This is a genomic window from Ruegeria sp. B32 (assembly GCF_025141855.1).
Lineage (GTDB): Bacteria > Pseudomonadota > Alphaproteobacteria > Rhodobacterales > Rhodobacteraceae > Ruegeria > Ruegeria arenilitoris.
The window spans coordinates 894,488-911,912 of record NZ_CP081106.1; the positions used below are offsets into that span (position 1 = coordinate 894,488).

Annotated in this window: 15 protein-coding genes; 6 read left to right on the plus strand and 9 right to left on the minus strand. The window is 62.1% G+C overall.

The annotated features are described in order from the left end of the window. Positions 1-463 precede the first annotated feature (463 nt). Positions 464-1,366: a Hint domain-containing protein gene (locus K3752_RS04665; RefSeq protein ID WP_260065240.1), complete on the plus strand. Its 903-nt coding sequence runs from the start codon at positions 464-466 to the stop codon at positions 1,364-1,366. Positions 1,367-1,371: 5 nt separating this feature from the next. Here the strand turns inward: K3752_RS04665 and K3752_RS04670 are convergent, their stop codons facing one another. Further along, complete coding sequence (locus K3752_RS04670; RefSeq protein WP_170340931.1) at positions 1,372-1,992, minus strand: J domain-containing protein; 621 nt, start codon at positions 1,990-1,992, stop codon at positions 1,372-1,374. 107 nt (positions 1,993-2,099) lie between these two features. Between K3752_RS04670 and K3752_RS04675 the strand changes: the two genes are divergently transcribed. Together K3752_RS04675 and K3752_RS04680 are read left to right on the plus strand one after the other, a co-directional pair. Then, the gene (locus tag K3752_RS04675; protein WP_093964863.1) at positions 2,100-2,354 is read left to right on the plus strand and encodes a BolA family transcriptional regulator; all 255 of its coding nucleotides are present in this window, start codon (positions 2,100-2,102) and stop codon (positions 2,352-2,354) included. A gap of 82 nt (positions 2,355-2,436) precedes the next feature. Then, positions 2,437-2,826, plus strand: a complete 390-nt coding sequence (locus tag K3752_RS04680; protein ID WP_170340933.1) for a DUF805 domain-containing protein — start codon at positions 2,437-2,439, stop codon at positions 2,824-2,826. 12 nt (positions 2,827-2,838) lie between these two features. Here K3752_RS04680 and K3752_RS04685 read toward each other — a convergent pair whose 3' ends face one another. From K3752_RS04685 to pepN, 6 genes are all read right to left on the minus strand, one after another. Next, positions 2,839-3,306 (minus strand): DUF4177 domain-containing protein, encoded by a 468-nt coding sequence (locus K3752_RS04685; protein WP_170365797.1) that lies wholly within the window; start codon positions 3,304-3,306, stop codon positions 2,839-2,841. 83 nt (positions 3,307-3,389) lie between these two features. Further along, entirely contained in the window at positions 3,390-4,646 is a 1,257-nt protein-coding gene (pepT, locus tag K3752_RS04690; RefSeq protein WP_260065243.1) for a peptidase T, read from the minus strand. Between the two features lie 149 nt (positions 4,647-4,795). Next, positions 4,796-6,307, minus strand: coding sequence for an Asp-tRNA(Asn)/Glu-tRNA(Gln) amidotransferase subunit GatB (gene gatB / locus K3752_RS04695; RefSeq protein WP_260065244.1), 1,512 nt, complete (start codon positions 6,305-6,307; stop codon positions 4,796-4,798). Positions 6,308-6,397: 90 nt separating this feature from the next. Then, entirely contained in the window at positions 6,398-7,591 is a 1,194-nt protein-coding gene (locus K3752_RS04700) for a hypothetical protein (RefSeq protein ID WP_260065246.1), read from the minus strand. 196 nt (positions 7,592-7,787) lie between these two features. After that, positions 7,788-8,231: a hypothetical protein gene (locus tag K3752_RS04705; protein ID WP_170340328.1), complete on the minus strand. Its 444-nt coding sequence runs from the start codon at positions 8,229-8,231 to the stop codon at positions 7,788-7,790. Next, positions 8,228-10,780, minus strand: a complete 2,553-nt coding sequence (pepN, locus tag K3752_RS04710; RefSeq protein WP_260065249.1) for an aminopeptidase N — start codon at positions 10,778-10,780, stop codon at positions 8,228-8,230. Before pepN ends, K3752_RS04705 begins: the two co-directional genes overlap by 4 nt. 215 nt (positions 10,781-10,995) lie before the next feature. On the opposite strand from pepN, the gene K3752_RS04715 reads away from it, so the two are divergent. The 3 genes from K3752_RS04715 to K3752_RS04725 all read left to right on the plus strand — a co-directional run bounded on the left by K3752_RS04715 (position 10,996) and on the right by K3752_RS04725 (position 14,561). Then, complete coding sequence (locus tag K3752_RS04715) at positions 10,996-13,131, plus strand: malate synthase G (RefSeq protein WP_260065250.1); 2,136 nt, start codon at positions 10,996-10,998, stop codon at positions 13,129-13,131. A gap of 36 nt (positions 13,132-13,167) precedes the next feature. Further along, on the plus strand, positions 13,168-13,593 hold the full coding sequence (locus K3752_RS04720) for a heme-binding protein (protein WP_260065251.1): 426 nt from the start codon (positions 13,168-13,170) through the stop codon (positions 13,591-13,593). A 188-nt stretch (positions 13,594-13,781) separates the two neighbouring features. Further along, the gene (locus K3752_RS04725; RefSeq protein WP_260065253.1) at positions 13,782-14,561 is read left to right on the plus strand and encodes a gamma-glutamyl-gamma-aminobutyrate hydrolase family protein; all 780 of its coding nucleotides are present in this window, start codon (positions 13,782-13,784) and stop codon (positions 14,559-14,561) included. Positions 14,562-14,624: 63 nt separating this feature from the next. On the opposite strand, the gene K3752_RS04730 is transcribed toward K3752_RS04725, so the two are convergent. Further along, positions 14,625-16,865, minus strand: coding sequence for a xanthine dehydrogenase family protein molybdopterin-binding subunit (locus tag K3752_RS04730; protein WP_260065254.1), 2,241 nt, complete (start codon positions 16,863-16,865; stop codon positions 14,625-14,627). 3 nt (positions 16,866-16,868) lie between these two features. Beyond that, entirely contained in the window at positions 16,869-17,333 is a 465-nt protein-coding gene (locus K3752_RS04735; RefSeq protein ID WP_170340339.1) for a (2Fe-2S)-binding protein, read from the minus strand. Positions 17,334-17,425: the final 92 nt, after the last annotated feature.

Below are 17,425 nucleotides of genomic sequence, written 5' to 3' on the forward strand. Positions count from 1 at the left end.
GGCGATCCTTGGTCGCGACGCGTACCAGGTGCAGGTCAAGCCGCGTTTGTCAACAAAGGCACTGCGGCCTGTTCGGACGCACATGCCGATCCATGTGTCGGAAATGCTGTATGCAGGTAAGTATTCAATAATCCAAATGTTGAAAATGACCTTATCAGACATATGAAAAATGGTCTCATGGGGCTTTTTGCAAGTTGCTCAAGCACACAGCAGATTTCTTTGCTAGTCGCGAGCCAGAACTGTCAGGTGGCAATACCAGACGTCGAGATGGCAGTTTCTGGATTCAGCGTCATCCTAAGGACGTGTAGAAACTAGGCAGGGCAACACTTTCGGCGAACGGGAAAGTGACCTCGGGCAAATGCCACAAGAAATCGTCACAACTTGCGGCTCGTCACGTGCAGATATTGAAATGTGTTGTGGAGGTGGTACACTATTTCGGACTTAGTTTAAGTAAAAGGTTGCCATGGCTTTAGTAATTACCGGTCCAACGAGGATTTTCTTTCCTCCGAACACGGACACATTTTCTGTGGACTACAACTCCAGCAAGCCAGCGTCTTGGTTTGTATCTGTAACAGATGACGGACTTCTTTCCCCTTCAGATTACTCGGTTACGATTTCCAGTGCTGGTTTACTAACAGTGGACCTGCAGCCGGGGGTTATTGTTCCCCCAAATACAACTCTGAGTTTGATCGTCAGAGCCTCCAGCGGGCCTGGAAATGGCAACAATGCCTCGATTGGGGTAACCGTTAGGTTGCCCGCTGGAACGGTGCCGTGTTTCGTGAAAGGGACATTGATTGAAACTGAAAGTGGCTGTCGCGCTGTTGAGGAACTCGCTGTTGGTGACAAAGTGCGTGCTTCCAGTGGTGAACTGCTACGCATCGAGTGGATCGGAGAGAAGACCCTGCAGGCAGAAGCTTTGAAGCGAAACCCCCAGTTACGTCCGGTTTGCATTCAGAAAGGTGCATTCGGAAAAGGACTGCCTGACCGAGATTTGTACGTTTCTCCACAACATAGGATTGTCGTGGAGGGTTGGCGCGCAGAGTTGCTGTTCGGAGAGCCAAAAGTTTTCGCCGCGGCAGTTCATCTCGTTAACGATCATACAATTCGCCAAGTAAATACGTATGATCCCGTTACATACTACCATATTGCTTGCTGTCGCCACGCGATACTGTTGTCGAATGGTTTGCCAACTGAAAGTCTGTTTTTAGGTGAAATGGCGGTGATGTCCTTCGATCGGGAGGATGCCGAGGAACTCCGTGTGCTATTTCCCGAACTGCGAAACGCGGCATCCGCTTTTGAGCAAACGCGCGTACGTTGCCTAAATCGCCCCGAAGCTGCTGCGTTACGCGATACGTTCGCGCACTAAAACCGCTATTTGAAGTTTCTGCTGTCCTTGATTTGATCCCAGGCCCAGACGACTTCCTGCAGCTGTTCTTCCTGGCTGCGGTCGCCGCCGTTCATGTCCGGGTGCAGCACCTTGATCAGCTTTTTGTAGGCTTTGCGAACCTCGGCCTTGGTCCAGGTGTCCTTGGCTTCGAGGATTTCGATCGCACGACGCTCAGTAGGCGGCAGACGACGGCCTGTTGCGGCCCGACCGGGGTTCTTGGTCGCGTTTTCGCCCAGAACCTGATGCGGATCTTCGATGCCAAGCCGGGCCCAAGCCCGCGCCTCGGGATCGCCCATCGGCTTGGTTTCGCGCTCCCACACTTTGTCTTTCGACCGTTGGGCGTTCAGTTCGGCCTCGGTGGTGCCGTCGAAGAAATTCCACTTCTGGTTATATTCGCGCACGTGCTGCTGGCAGAACCAGAAAAAGTCGTCCAGCACATCCGGTGCCTTGGGCGCGCGGAACTTGCCGGCTTCCTGGCATCCTTCGTGGTCACAGACCCGGGTCGAGGTCTCGGACGCGCCCGACATGCCCCGACGCCCGCGCGGGTTTTTCTTCTTGGCGCTGGACACCGACATGTCGAATCCGAAGGGATCTGGTTTCACCATATGCTCATCCTCATGAACGCGTCTTTTCGACTCGGAGGCAGCAGTTTAATCTAAGTGATCGAAAGTAGAAGAGGGGCGCGGCAAAATATTTGCCGCTGAGCGTAAAAATGACCGTGACCGACGAAATCCGCCAGCGACTGCAGGCCGAGTTCAACCCGCGTGAACTGGAAGTCGTGGATGACAGTGAACGCCATCGCGGCCACGCAGGGTTTCAGGAAGGCGGCGAAAGCCACTTTAACGTCCGCATTCGCGCTGCCGCGTTTCAGGGGCAGTCCCGCGTTGCGCGCCACCGGGCCGTTCACAAGGCCCTGGGCGACATCGTTCCGCGCATCCACGCCCTGGCTTTGGACATTGGTGATTGAAGCCTTCCGCCCGACTTTTCCGATTATTGTCGGTTTTTTCCAATAATCTGCTATGTTTCCCGTGATTTGCGCGGAGGAAACTATGGAACAGATGAGCCACGCCGTTCGTACGGTGCTGTCAAAATACGCAACCTTTCAGGGGCGCGCGCCGCGCTCCGAGTTCTGGTGGTGGGTGTTGGCGCTCTTTTTGGTGCTGGTTGTCACACAGTTGATAGACGGTGCGGTGGTGGCGCCTTTGCTGGGCTTCGATGCCTTCGCTTCGGAAGCCGGTCAACCGCTGTCGTGGCTAGTCTCGTTGGGCGTGATCGTGCCGAACATCGCGGTGGGTGTGCGCCGTCTGCATGACACCGGCCGGTCCGGTTGGTGGATCCTGATCGGTTTGATTCCGCTGATCGGTACGCTGATCCTTCTGTATTTCTACATCCAACCCAGCGAGCAGGCCGAAAACGCCTATGGTGCCGCGCCAGCCTGACGAGGCCTTCGCCTAGCTGTCGGGCTTTTCTTTCTCGTCCTCGGCATCCGCTTTGGGGGCATCTTCTGACTTGGCCGGCTTCAGCGTCAGCGGCGGGTCGTCATGATCCTGCGCGATGCGGGCCGGAGCCTCGACTTGACCCGCCGCAGCCGCATCGTCCGGGCCAGGAACCGGCCGTGCCAGAGGAGTGTCATCCGCTTCTGGCGGGGTCAGGAGTGCGGCGACGTCGTCGTTGGCGACTTCGGTTTCGACCGCGCGGCGAAACACCAGAACATTGCGCCAGTTTTCCGCGGTTCCGGTCAGGCCGACCCGCTCCTCGCTGGGCAGCAGCTCTGCGCGCTGGTACTCCCAGCCTTTCGCACCCAACTCGTTCAGCAATTGCTCGATGGTGACGGCAAACCGGCCCTCGGGTGTTTTGACCCCTTTGGCTTTGGTGCCTTTCTTGGGGGCCGGGACGACCTTGTATTCGTAACGCTGCATCAATGGTTCCTGAACTGGTGTTGGCGGGCAATGTATCGTTCCGTCCGGGACGGGGAACAGAAAACTTCACGCCCCGGCGAATTTCAGCCTCGACTGTTGCTTTCCCCATGCGTCGCCTTTGAGGCGATCTTCAGGCACAGCTCGGTCGCCCCCGCCATGTCCTGGACCGAGATCCACTCCAGCGGCCCGTGGATGCATTGCATCCCGGTAAAGATGTTGGGGCAGGGGGTGCCAAATTCGGTCAGGCGCGACCCGTCGGTGCCGCCGCGGATCGGAACCGAGACCGGCTCGATCCCCATGTCGCGGCAGGCCTCGCGCGCCAGATCCACCGGTGTCATGTCCTTTTCCAGCCAATAGCGCATGTTGCGGTACTGGTGGCTGATCTCGACGCTGATCTTGGCGCGCGGTTCGCTGGCCTGTACTGCATCACAGACCTTGCGCACCAGTTCGCCCTTGGCTTCCAGCCCGTCCATCTCGAAATCGCGCAGGATCAGCTTGATCTCCATCTCGGACGAGCCGCCGTTCATATCGGTCACGTGGATGAACCCTTCGCGCCCGTCGGTGACTTCGGGGGTCATGGTGGCCTGCGGCAACGTCTGCACGATCTTGGCCGCCAGATGGGTCGCGTTCACCATCTTGTCCTTGGCCAGGCCCGGGTGAATCGAAACGCCTTCGATCCGGATTACAGCCCGGTCGGCCGAGAAGCTTTCATATTCGATCTCGCCCAGTTGCTGCCCATCCAGCGTATAGGCGAAGTCGGCACCCAGATCCTTGGGAAGCGCCTCGGTCACGCCCCGGCCGATTTCCTCGTCGGGGGTAAAGGCGATGCGGATGGGTCCGTGCGCGACTGTCCGATCGGCCAACAGGTGCCGGGCCATGGTCATGATGATCGACACGCCCGCCTTGTCGTCGGCGCCCAGCAGCGTGGTGCCCGAAGCGGTGATCAGGTCGTCGCCGACCTTGCTGGCCAGATAGGGATGCTCGGCCGGGGACAGCACCAGTGACGGATCGTCGGGAAAGGTGATGTCGCCGCCATTGTAGCCTTTGATGACTCGCGGTTTGACCCCGGTCGCGTTGAACTGCGGTGCAGTGTCCACATGGGCCAGAAAGCCGATAGTCGGCCCCGGCGCGGTGCCCGGAATGGTGGCCAGAACGACGCCATAGTCCGTCATGGTCACATCCTGCGCGCCCATTTCGGTCAGTTCCTGCCGCAGCAGGTTCAGCATGTCGTATTGGATTTCCGTGCTGGGGGTGGTGGGTGAGATTTCGTCGCTCTGGCTGTCGATGGCCGCGTAGCGAACCAGCCGGTCCTCCAGCTCCTGGTCAAATCTGTTCTGCATGGCACCTTACCTCTCTGGCCAAGACAAAGGCCGCAACCGGCCGCCCGAGTCAAGCGCGGCCTCGGGTCCGGAAAGCGTCAAGAACTCCGGGTAAAACTTTGTACAAACCGGACAAACCCTGCTGCCCGGCCTGTACAAACCGAAAGACCTTATTGGCCCAGCTTCTGCGCAACCAACTGGTTGACCGCCTTGGGGTTGGCCTTGCCGCCAGTGGCCTTCATCACCTGTCCGACGAACCAGCCGGCCAGCTTTGGGTTCACCTTGGCCTTCTCGACTTGGGCCGGGTTGGCAGCGATGATCTCGTCCAAAGCAGCCTCGATGGCACCGGTGTCGGTCACCTGCTTCATGCCGCGCTCTTCGACGATCTGCGCCGGGTCGCCGCCTTCGGTATAGACGATCTCGAACAGGTCCTTGGCGATCTTGCCCGAGATGGCGTCCGAGGCGATCAGGTCGATGATCTCACCCAGCTGCGCGGGCGAAACCGGCGAGTCGGTGATGTCGCGGTCGTCTTTCTTCAGGCGGCCGAACAGCTCGTTGATGACCCAGTTCGCGGCCAGCTTGCCGTTGCGACCCTTGGCGACCTCTTCGAAGTACACGGCCGATTCAACCTCGGCGGTCAGCACCGAGGCGTCATAGTCAGTCAGGCCAAAATCGTTGATGAAACGGGCCTTTTTCTCGTCCGGCAGCTCGGGCAGCTTGGCGGCGATGTCATCGACCCAACCCTGCTCGATCTCAAGCGGCAGCAGGTCGGGGTCCGGGAAATAGCGATAGTCGTGCGCCTCTTCCTTGGACCGCATCGAGCGCGTCTCGCCCTTGTCGGGGTCATACAGGCGGGTCTCCTGCTCGACCTTGCCGCCGGCCTCGACGATGGCGATCTGGCGACGCGCCTCGACCTCGATGGCCTGCTGGATGAAACGCATCGAGTTCATGTTCTTGATCTCGCAACGCGTGCCCAAGTGCGAAAAGTCCTGCGTTTCCATGTATTTATCATAGTCGCCCGGACGGCAGATCGACACGTTCACGTCGGCCCGCAGATTGCCGTTCTGCATGTTGCCGTCGCAGGTGCCAAGGTAACGCATGATCTGGCGCAGCTTGGCGATGTAGGCGGCGGCCTCTTCCGGGCCGCGGATGTCGGGGCGGCTGACGATCTCCATCAGGCAGACGCCGGTGCGGTTCAGGTCGACGAAGGACATGTTCGGATCCATGTCGTGGATCGATTTGCCTGCGTCCTGTTCCATGTGGATACGCTCGATGCGCACCATGCGCGCGGTGCCGTCGCCCAGTTCCACCAGAACTTCGCCTTCGCCCACGATCGGGTGATACAGCTGGGAAATCTGGTAGCCCTGTGGCAGGTCGGGATAGAAATAGTTCTTGCGGTCAAAGGCCGATTTCAGGTTGATCTGCGCTTTCAGGCCAAGACCCGTGCGCACTGCCTGTTCCACGCAGAATTCGTTGATCACCGGCAGCATGCCCGGCATGGCCGCATCCACGAAAGACACGTTCGAGTTCGGCTCGGCCCCGAATTTGGTCGATGCCCCCGAGAACAGCTTGGCATTGGACGAGACCTGCGCGTGCACCTCCATCCCGATCACCAGTTCCCAGTCGTGTTTGGCACCGGCGATGGTCTTGGGTTTGGGCAGTTCATAGGTCAAGTCGAGCATGGCGCGCCTCATTTCCGCAGAAGTTCAGGCATGGGTATTATGCCCGGCAAGGCCAAGGGGCAAGGGGCAAAGGGTGCCGAGACGCAATTCTCAGTGGCTGGTCAGTTGCAGACCTGAAGGCGTGAAGGTCACGTCGGTCCCGTTGCGCAATTCCTCGCGGAACAGATCACCGATGGCGCGCAAGGCGTCACGCTGTCCACGTGCCGCGAACCGCTCGGGTGAGTTGACGCGGACCGAGTTGTTGAACCCGTTGGCCGCGTGGGCCCAGATAAGCGGGTGCAGTTCGGTCAAATGATCGCGGATCAGCCATTGGGCGGCCTCCCGGATTTGGGACCGGACCAGATCGGCCTTGTCATCCAGACCGAACCCATTCTGCACCGTGATCGCGCAATACGAGGCCAGCAGATTGATCGTTTGCTGGTCCGGCATCCGTTGCACAATGTCGCGCAGACCTTCCAGAAAATACTCTACGTCCAGCCGCGCGCAGGCTTGTTCATCCAATGCAATTGCGTCGAACTGAACCCATGTGTATCCGCCCGCACCCCACGTGTCGCGTGTGTTCGCGGCATTGCGCAGGGCTTGCACCTCAAGCTCTTCATAGCTGCCGAACCATCGCGGCAGCAGGTGGCTGCCCATCGCGCGCATGTGTCGATGGTTTCGCGGATCCAGCGAAATAAGGCGTTCGTACTGATCCGCCACCCGGGCCCGCTGGGTGCGCTGACCAGCCAGCAGGGCACAGTCGGCGGCGGCGACCACAGGGCTGTCCGGCAGCGCCTTGCGGCACTCGGGCAGGATGGCTGCAGCCCGGTCAAAATGTGCAGCACAGCGTGAACGATGCAGCGGCGGCAGCGCCGCGTCCAGAGCCGTGCCACGCCACGCCCATGCCAGATCGATGTGGGCCAGGGCGACGATGAGAGCAATCATCGGATCATCGGGATGATCTTGTTTCACACCCTCAAGCTCGGAAATACCGCCTAGCAGGTCGTACTCGGCGATCGCACAGCCGTCGGACAGCGCGTGTTCGGCGGCCAGGACAACATCCGATCGCGCGCCAAACGCCAGAAGATCGGCGATGGGCAGCCCGTCCGGGGCTGTTGTCCGCGCTTGGTCCGCGGCCCGGATCTCGGCTGACAGTTCGGCCCAACGATCCTGCCGAGCAAGATGGCGCCCGCGTTCGATCATGTCCCGCCCGATCAGGTCAGCCGCACCCAGTTCCGCAACGGGAATATTGAGACGCCCGACATCTTCCAGACAGCGGGAACCCGCGTCCGAAACCGGAGCCACGTGAGTTGATATGGGATTGATACGGGCAAGACCTGCCCAGAACGACCGGAACATCGAAAACACTCGAAACTGTACAAACTTGTTAACTAGCGATGAATTCTGAACCGGAATTGTGACCAGTTCAAGGATTCTAACATTAAACTTTCTGCTTCAATGGATCAGACAGGATCAATCTACGCGGATTCCGTGAATCGTTTCAGAAAACCGTGAAATGGTGCCGATCAACCCGGAAGCCGGCTTGTTGCAGCGCCTGTTCCAGCTGTTTGTGCGGCGGTAGGGACTCGTCCGGCAGGCGCAACCGCTTGCCGCTGGTCAACACAATCGACACGCGCACGGAAAAATCCCAGCGCGTATCGAAGCGGAAGAAGTCGATCTCGGTCAGGTCGATCTCGCCCTGCCGCGCGCCCGAATGCCAGCTCAGTTTGGCCGGGTCCAGGTTCAGCCCGGCATCGGTGTCGCGCAGCACGTCCCACAACGCGGGCAGGGTGCCCAGCGCCAGCAACCCGATCAGCCACCAGGCCGCGCCGAAAACCAGCACAAGTGCCAGCAGCCCCGCATAGACAGCGGCCAGGATGGCGATGCTGCGGGGCGACCGGTTGTGTCGGGTAAAGCGAAACCCGGAGCCCTCGGGCGCCGTCATGCCCCGAGGATGCGCGAGATCATCTCGGTCGTGTCGCGCGACAGGTTCGGGGTTTCGGCGATGCGGGTCAGTTGGGCGCGGATCAGGTCCTGACGGTCGGCGTCATAGCGTTTCCAGGTCTGGAAGGCGGTGCACATGCGCGCGGTGGTCTGCGGGTTGACCGGGTCCAACCGGATCAGCCAGTCGGCCAGCAGGGCGTAGGCCTCGCCGCTGGCGTGGTGGAACCCGGCATGGTTCATTGCCAGCCCACCCATCAGCGCACGGAACCGGTTGGGGTTCTTCCAGTTGAAATCCGGATGCTCGGACAGGGCGCGGGCGATCCGCGGCGCATCGTCCGGGGCGGCCAGCGAGGCCTGAAGCCCGAACCATTTGTCCAACACCAGCCGGTCATGGCGCCATTGGTCGTAGAATGCCGCCAGTTCCGCCTGACCTTTGCCAGCACGCAGCAGGCAGGACAAAGCGCTAAGCTGCAGGGTCATGTTGTCGGCCTTGGCATAGACCTCGGCCGCCATCGCCCCGCCGTCCAGCCGGGTGGTCAGGGCCAGCGCGGCGCTGCCCAGGGCGCGCTTGCCCGCCTGTTCGGCATCGGGCGAATAGGGGCCGTCGACCAGCGCCTCGGAGTGCAGGCGGGGCAACAGGTCCTGCATGTGCTGGGCGGTGGCCTGGCGCAGAGTCTCGACCGCGCGCCAGATCGCCATCGGGTCGGGCGTTTCGCCCTGTTCGTGCAGCGCGGCGGCCAGTTCCGATTGGGTCGGCAGGCCCAGCATCAGCGCGCGATAGGCCGGGTCCAGATCGGCGTTGCGCAGAACCGCCAGCAGGCCCTCCAGATATTCGGAATCGGGGGCCGCGTCCTGGGTGATCATGCGCAGCAGGGCATCCTGAGCCAGCGTCCGCCCGGCCTCCCACCGGTTGAACGGATCGGTGTCATGGGCCAGCAAAAACGCGCGTTCGGTGTTCGGGCGGTCGTGTTCAAGGATCACCGGCGCCGAGAACCCCCGCAGGATCGAGGCGACGGGCCGCGCGGCCAGCCCCTCGAAGGTGAAGCTCTGGCGCGCTTCGGTCAGTTCCAGCACCTCGGTGCCGCGCACCTCGTCGCCATTCGGGCCCAGCAGGCCCACGGCCACGGGGATCACCTGCGGTAGCTTTTTGGGCTGGCCGGGCGTGGGCGGCGTGCTCTGGGACAGGGTCAGGGTATAGGTGCCGTCGACCCAGTCCTCCTGGACCTTCACCCGGGGCGTGCCGGACTGGCTGTACCAGCGCTTGAACTGTGTCAGGTCGCGGCCGGTCGTGTCCTCGAACACTTTCAGCCAGTCCTCGATCGTGCAGGCCTGCCCGTCATGGCGTTCGAAATACAGATCCAGCGCCTTGGAATAGGCCTCGTCCCCCACCAGCGTTTTCAGCATGCCGATCACCTCGGCGCCTTTTTCATAGACGGTCGCGGTGTAGAAGTTGTTGATCTCTTGAAAGCTTTCGGGGCGCACGGGGTGCGACAGCGGCCCGTTGTCCTCGGGGAATTGGCGCGCGCGCAGGTCGATCACGTCATGGATGCGCTTGACCGGGGCCGAGCGCATGTCCGAGGTGAACTGCGCGTCGCGGAACACGGTCAGCCCCTCTTTCAGGCACAGCTGGAACCAATCGCGGCAGGTGATGCGGTTGCCGGTCCAGTTGTGGAAATATTCGTGCGCGATGATCGCCTCGATCCGTTCGAAATTGGCATCGGTCGAGGTTTCCGGGCTGGCCAGCACCGCCGACGAGTTGAAGATGTTCAGCCCCTTGTTCTCCATCGCGCCCATGTTGAAATCATCCACGGCGACGATGTTGAACACGTCCAGATCGTATTCGCGGCCATAGACATCCTCGTCCCATTTCATCGACCGCTTCAGGGCCTCCATGCCAAAGGCGCATTTGCCCGCGTCCCCGGGGCGGACCCACAGATTTAGTTCCACATGCCGCCCCGATTTGGTGGTGAAACTGTCGGAATGGGCAACCAGATCACCGGCGACCAGCGCGAACAGATAGGCGGGTTTGGGCCAGGGGTCGGTCCATTCGGCCCAGCCTTCGCCCTTGCCCGTCGGGTTGCCGTTCGACAGCAGCACCGGCAGGTCGCCGTTGATGCGCACGGTGAAGGTGGACATCACGTCGGGCCGGTCGGGATAGAAGGTGATCTTGCGGAACCCCTCGGCCTCGCACTGCGTGCAGTACATGCCGTTGGACATATAGAGCCCTTCGAGCGCGGTGTTGTTGCCGGGGTCGATCTCGACCTCGGCCTCCCAGACGAAGGGGGTGTCGGGGACGCTGGTGGTCAGGCCTTTGTCGGTGACCTCAGGAGTGATCGGGGTGCCGTCGATGCTGGCGCGGATCAGCTTCAGCTCTTCACCGTGCAAAAAGAACGTGCGGTCGGTGGCTTGCGGATTGGGCCGGAACGCGATGCGCGATGTCACGCGCGTTGCATGCGGGGCCAGATCGAAGGTCAGGTGAACGCTGTCGACCAGAAAACCGAAGGGCGAATAGTCGGACAGGTAGATCGTGGTGGGGGCGGCGTCGCGCATCTGGGGCCTCGTGTCGGTGTGTTCCCGCGCGACGTTAGGAGGATCGCCGTGGCGCTGCAAGCAGACGGGACGGGGCGGCATTACCTTGCACGGTTTGAAGCTGTTTCAGGCGGAATTGGAAGGCGGATTGATGCAGCGGCAAGTTGCCTATCGGAAACAATGCCCCTAATTGAAGACTGCATACAACGGCACACGATGGGCAGGAGATTCGAGTCATGAGCGGCAGAGCTATCCGGAGCGGATTGGACGTAGATCAGGTTCTGATCGATTTCATCGAGGAACGCGCGCTTCCCGGAACGGGCGTTGAGCCCAACGCATTCTGGGCTGGACTTTCGCGGATGGTGTCCGAGTTTGGCCCGCAAAACCGCGACTTGCTGCAAAAGCGCTCGGATATTCAGGGCAGTGTCGACGCGTGGCATGGCGCGCGCAAGGGCCAGCCCATCGACATGGCCGAGTATCAGGCCTTTCTGCGCGAAATAGGCTATCTGCTGGATGAAGGCCCCGATTTCCAGATCGACACGGCGAATGTCGACCCCGAGATCGCCGCGACGCCCGGCCCGCAACTGGTGGTGCCGATCACCAATGCACGCTTTGCCCTGAACGCGGCCAATGCCCGCTGGGGCAGCCTGTATGACGCGCTCTATGGCACCGACGCGATGGGCGACCTGCCGCAGGGCGGCGGCTATGACGCGGCCCGAGGTGCGCGGGTCATCGCCTGGGCCAAGGCGTTTCTGGACGAGGCCGCACCGCTGGCCCAAGGCAGCTGGGCCGATGTGTCCAGTCTGAAGGTCGAAGACGGCGCATTGGTGCCGGTGCTGGCCGAGCCCGGGAAATTCGTGGGCTTCGGCGGTGCGGCCGAGGCCCCGGACTTCGTGCTGCTGAAGAACAACGGCCTGCACATCCAGATCATGATCGATCCGTCCAGCACCATCGGCGCCTCGGACCCGGTGGGCATTTCCGACGTGCGCCTGGAAGCGGCCCTGTCCACCATCATGGACTGCGAAGATTCGGTGGCCTGTGTCGACGCCGAGGACAAGGTCGTGGCCTACGGCAACTGGCTGGGCCTGATGAAGGGTGACCTGACCGAAGAGGTCACGAAGGGCGGCCGGACATTTACCCGCAAACTGGCGGAGGACATCGCCTTTACCCGGCCCGACGGATCGGCCGGCAGCCTGAAGGGCCGGTCGCTGATGCTGGTGCGCAATGTGGGCCACCTGATGACCAACCCCGCCGTGCTGGACGCCGAGGGCAACGAGATCGGCGAAGGGCTGATGGACGCGCTCTGCACCACGCTGATCGCCATGCACGACCTGCAACGTGATGGCGGCAACTCGGTCCACGGTTCTGTCTACGTGGTCAAGCCCAAGATGCACGGACCAGACGAGGTGGCATTCTCGGTCAAAATCTTCGACATGGTCGAGGACATTCTGGGCCTGCCGCGCAACACCGTGAAACTGGGCATCATGGATGAGGAACGCCGGACTTCGGTGAACCTCAAGGAGTGCATCCGCGCCGCGAAATCGCGCGTGGCCTTCATCAATACCGGGTTCCTCGACCGGACGGGGGATGAGATCCATACCTCGATGGAGGCCGGGCCGATGCTGCCCAAGGGCGACATGAAGAATACGCCCTGGATCCAGTCCTATGAGGATCGCAATGTCGATATCGGGCTGGCCTGCGGGTTGAAAGGCCGGGCGCAGATCGGCAAGGGCATGTGGGCCATGCCCGACCGGATGGGCGAGATGCTTGAGGCCAAGATCGGCCACCCCATGGCCGGTGCAACCTGCGCCTGGGTGCCGTCGCCCACCGCAGCGACCCTGCACGCGACCCACTACCACAAGGTGGACGTTCTGGCCCGTCAGGACGAGATCGCCGCCGGAGGCCCGCGCGGCACGCTCGATGATCTGCTGACCATCCCCCTGCTGGGCGGCCGCAACCTCAGCGACGATGAAATCACCCGCGAGATCGAGAACAACGCGCAGGGCATCCTGGGCTATGTCGTGCGCTGGGTCGATCAGGGCGTCGGCTGCTCGAAGGTGCCCGACATCAACGACGTGGGTCTGATGGAGGATCGCGCCACCTGCCGGATTTCGAGCCAGGCGCTGGCCAACTGGCTGCATCACGACGTGATCGGCGCCGATCAGGTGATGGCGGCGATGAAGAAGATGGCCGCCGTGGTCGACCGCCAGAACGCGGGCGACCCGGCCTATCGGCCCATGGCGCCGGGGTTCGACGGCATCGCCTTTCAGGCCGCCTGCGATCTGGTGTTCAAGGGGCGGGTGCAGCCCTCGGGCTATACCGAGCCGGTCCTGCATGCGCGGCGGCTGGAACTGAAGGCCCGTCAGGGCTAGAACCGGGACAGACCAACGCAGACAGAGGACAAAATCATGTCGGTTTCACTCAGAAAGGCCCGCACCATCATTCGCAAAACCCTTGAGAAAGGGCGCGAGATGGACCTGAAACCCCTGTCGGTGGTGGTGCTGGACGCCGGTGGCCATGTCATCGCGTTCGAGCGCGAGGACGGTGCCGCCCCCGGCCGGTTCGCGATTGCTCATGGCAAGGCCTATGGATCGGTCATGCTGGGCATGGCAGGCACCGCCCAGATGAAGCGGGCCGAGGCGCAGGCCTATTTCATGGCTGCGGTGAACGGGGTTTATGGCGGGCAGGTCGTTCCGGTTCCGGGCGGCGTGCTGCTGCGCGACCGCAAGGGCGCTGTGATCGGGGCCGTCGGGGTCACCGGCGACACCTCGGACAACGACGCCGCAGCCGCCATGGCCGGGATCGAGGCCGCCGGGCTGACCGGCGAGATCTGATCTGCACAAGCGCCGTTCTGCCGCGGCCGCCTGTTTCGGGAAATTCGTCCGGCGCTCTGCGGAAATCGGGAACAATATGTGCGTATCTGAACACGTCCTTGCGCCATGGTGCAGGGCGTGTTTTGTTGCACGTTACTGAAGGGGCGGATAATTTCCGACCAGTTCAAGCAAAACAGCAAGGTAGCACAATGTCCCGACCCGTCGTTGGCATCATCGGCAATTCTTATCTGATGAACGACCAGTACCCCACCCATGCCGGGGGGACGATGAATTCGGACGCAATCGCGAATGTCTCGAACTGTCTGCCGCTGCTGATCCCGGCCGACCCGCGTTATGTCGACGTGGCCGAACTGCTTGAGGTTTGCGACGGGTTCCTGCTGACCGGTGGCCGCCCCAACGTTCACCCCGAGGAATACGGCGAGCCGGCGACCGATGCGCATGGCGAATTCGACCGGGCGCGCGATGCAATCACCCTGCCGCTGGTGCGGGCTTGCGTGCAGCGCGGCCAGCCCTTTCTGGGCATCTGCCGGGGCTTCCAGGAGGTCAACGTGGCCATGGGCGGCACTTTGTACCCGGAAATCCGCGATCTGCCCGGCCGGATGAACCACCGCATGCCGCCCGATGGCACGCTGGAAGAGAAATTCGCCCTGCGCCATGTGGTCAAGCTGACCGAGGGCGGGGTTTTTCACCGCCTGTTCGGCGCCAGTGAGGTGATGACCAATACGCTGCATGGGCAGGGCATCAAGACGGTGGGCAAGGGCGTGGTGATCGACGGCCACGCGCCGGATGGTACGCCCGAGGCGATCTATATCCAGGATGCACCCGGTTTTACCTTGTCGGTTCAGTGGCACCCGGAATGGGATGCCGTGAATGACCCGGTGTCGCGGCCTCTGTTTCAGGCTTTCGGCGACGCGGTGCGGGCTTGGTCGACAGGTGCCATGCCGACGCCGGTTCGGCAATCGGCCTGACAATCGGCTCTCAAATTTCTTCAAAAGACCGGCGCGGCAACCACAGCACCGGTCTTTTTCGTTTCACACCAGCAGGTTGAACTGCTTGTTGAGCGGCAGGGTCCGAGCGCGCTGGCCGGTCAGGTCAAACAGCGCGTTGCCCAGCGCCGGCATCGAGGGCGGCGTACCGGGCTCGCCCGCGCCACCCATGAAGCGGTTGGTTTCCAGAACCTGAACCTCGACCTGCGGCGCGGTGTGCATGCGCAGCGCGTCATAGTCGGGGAAGTTCATCTGTTCGACCTCGCCATCGGCGAAGGTGATCTCGCCGTAGCAAGCCGCCGACAGGCCATACATCATGCCGCCGAACATTTGCGCCTTGACGTTTTCGGGGTCCAGCGCGAGCCCCATGTCACAGGCGATCCAGGCCTTGCTGATGCGGATGGTGCCGTCTTCGTCTACCACCTCGATCACCTGCGCGACCGGTGTGCCAAAGCTGTAGGTCAGGGCCACGCCGCGGCCCACGCCATTGGGGGTCTTGCCCGTCCAGCCGGACATGTCGCGCACCGCCTCAAGACATCCAGCCGAGGGCGCATGTTCGCCGCGCGCCAACTCCAGCCGGAACTCCAGCGGATCGCGTCCGGCGGCATGGGCCATCTCATCCATGAAGGTCTCGTGGAAGAAGCCGTTGTGGCTGTTGCCGACCGAGCGCCAGAAGCCCACCGGGATCTTCAGGTCGGCGATATGGCCACTCATGCGATAGTTGGGCACCGCGTAGGGCTGGTTGAAGAACCCTTCGACCAGCACCTTGTCGGGGCCAGCGCCGGGCATTCCGGTATAGCGCTCGACGGCTTGCTGCGTGCAGGACTGCGCGGCGACCGCACCGTCGATCAGCACTGCTTTGCCATCCTGAACCGCACCGCGCATCCGCGCCATCGCACCGGGGCGGTAGTAGTCGTGGCGCATATCCTCTTCGCGGCTCCAGGTCGTCTGGACCGGAGTGCCGGGCATCGCCATGGCCACTTTGGTGGCTATGTCGCCGAAATCCAGTTCTCCACGGCGACCAAACCCGCCGCCCAGATAGGTGGTGTGGATTTGGACGGCTTCGGTGTCCAAACCGGCCGTGTTGGCAACGCGGAACTGGATCAGCGTGGGGGCCTGGTTGCCGCACCACAGTTCCAAGGCGTCGCCGGTGAACAGCGCGGTGGCGTTCATCGGTTCCATCGTGGCGTGGGCCAGGTAGGGGACAGTGTATTCAGCGTCGATCACGGTCGCGCCTTCGGGAACGATGCTGACATCGCCGTCATCGCGCATGGTCGAGTTCGGATCCGCGTCGAAGGCCTTGGCTATCTCGGCAAAGATGGCGTCGGTTTCGGGCGGATAGGGGGCCTCGCCCCAATCGACGTCGATGGCCTCGACCGCCTGGTTGGCAAGCCAGGTGTTGGTGGCGATCACCGCAACACCGTTGCCCAGATCGACAACCTTTTCGACACCAGGCATTGCCTTGGCGGCGCTGTCGTCAAAGCCGTTCATCTGGCCGCCCAGCTTGGGGTTCATCCGGACGCTGGCGAATTTCATGCCGGGCAGGCGCACGTCAACGCCGAACTGGGCGGTGCCGGTGGCCTTTTCCACCATGTCCAGACGCGGCAGGGTCCGGCCCAGATAACGCCACTCGGACGGATCGCGCAGCTCTGCCTCAATCGGTTCCATCTGCGCCACGTCTGCAGCCAGGTCGGTATAGGCGATCTTGCTGTCATCAGGCGCGATGACATGGCCCGAAGCGGTCTTCAACTGAGCCCGATCCACCCCCAGTCGGTCGGCGGCGGCCTGTTTCAGCGTCTCGCGGGCGGAGGCACCAGCCGCGCGCATTCGCACGAACCCGTCCTTCATCGAGGTCGAGCCGCCTGTGACCTGCAGGCTGAGCGCCTTGCCGATCACGCCCAGGGCCTCGCCCAGATTGTGCTGGAAGTTCGAGACGTCATAGCCCTTGTTGGGCAGGCTCTCGCCGATCAGGGCTGAGTTGTAATAGGCCGCCGCCGCTGGTCCGTGCAGAACGGTGACCTGATCCAGATCCACGTCCAGTTCCTCGGCAATCAGGGCGGCCCAGGTGGTTTTCACGCCCTGGCCCATCTCGGCGCGGGGCGCAAACAGGGTCACGCCGTTCTGGTCGATCAGGATGAAAGGGTTCAGCGCCGCTTCGCCCTCGCCCGGTTTCAGCGGGTTCTTGGCGGGACGGTTGACGTAATAGACCCCGAAAGCCACGCCGCCGACGATGGCGGCAGATCCGATCAGGAAGGTGCGGCGCAGGATTTTTCCGATGCTGGCCATGGATCAGGCCTCCTTCAGCTTGGCGGCGGCGTCGTTGATCGCGGCGCGGATGCGGGGGTAGGTGCCGCAGCGGCACAGGTTACCCTGCATCGCCTCGTCGATTTCTTCGTCAGAGGGGGCAGGGTTTTCGGCCAGCAGCGCGGCGGCCTGCATGATCTGCCCCGACTGGCAATAGCCGCATTGCGCGACCTGATGGTCGACCCAGGCCTGCTGGATCGTGGCCAAGTTGTCGGGCGTCCCCAACCCTTCGATCGTGGTGACCTCGCCCCAGACATCGGACAGGGCTACCTGGCACGAGCGGACGGCCTCGCCGTCGATCTGCACCGTGCAGGCTCCGCAGGCGGCCACACCGCAGCCGAACTTTGTTCCGGTCAGGCCCACCTCGTCGCGCAGCACCCACAGAAGGGGGACATCGTCGGGCAGATCAACCTGATGTGGCTTTCCGTTGATCGTCAGCGTGGTCGCCATGGCGCACCTCTTTTGGCTGTGGCTGGTTTCTGACATAATTGATGAAAAATGTCAGTGCGTCAATTGACAATTTCGCGCGAAACTGTCAGAGG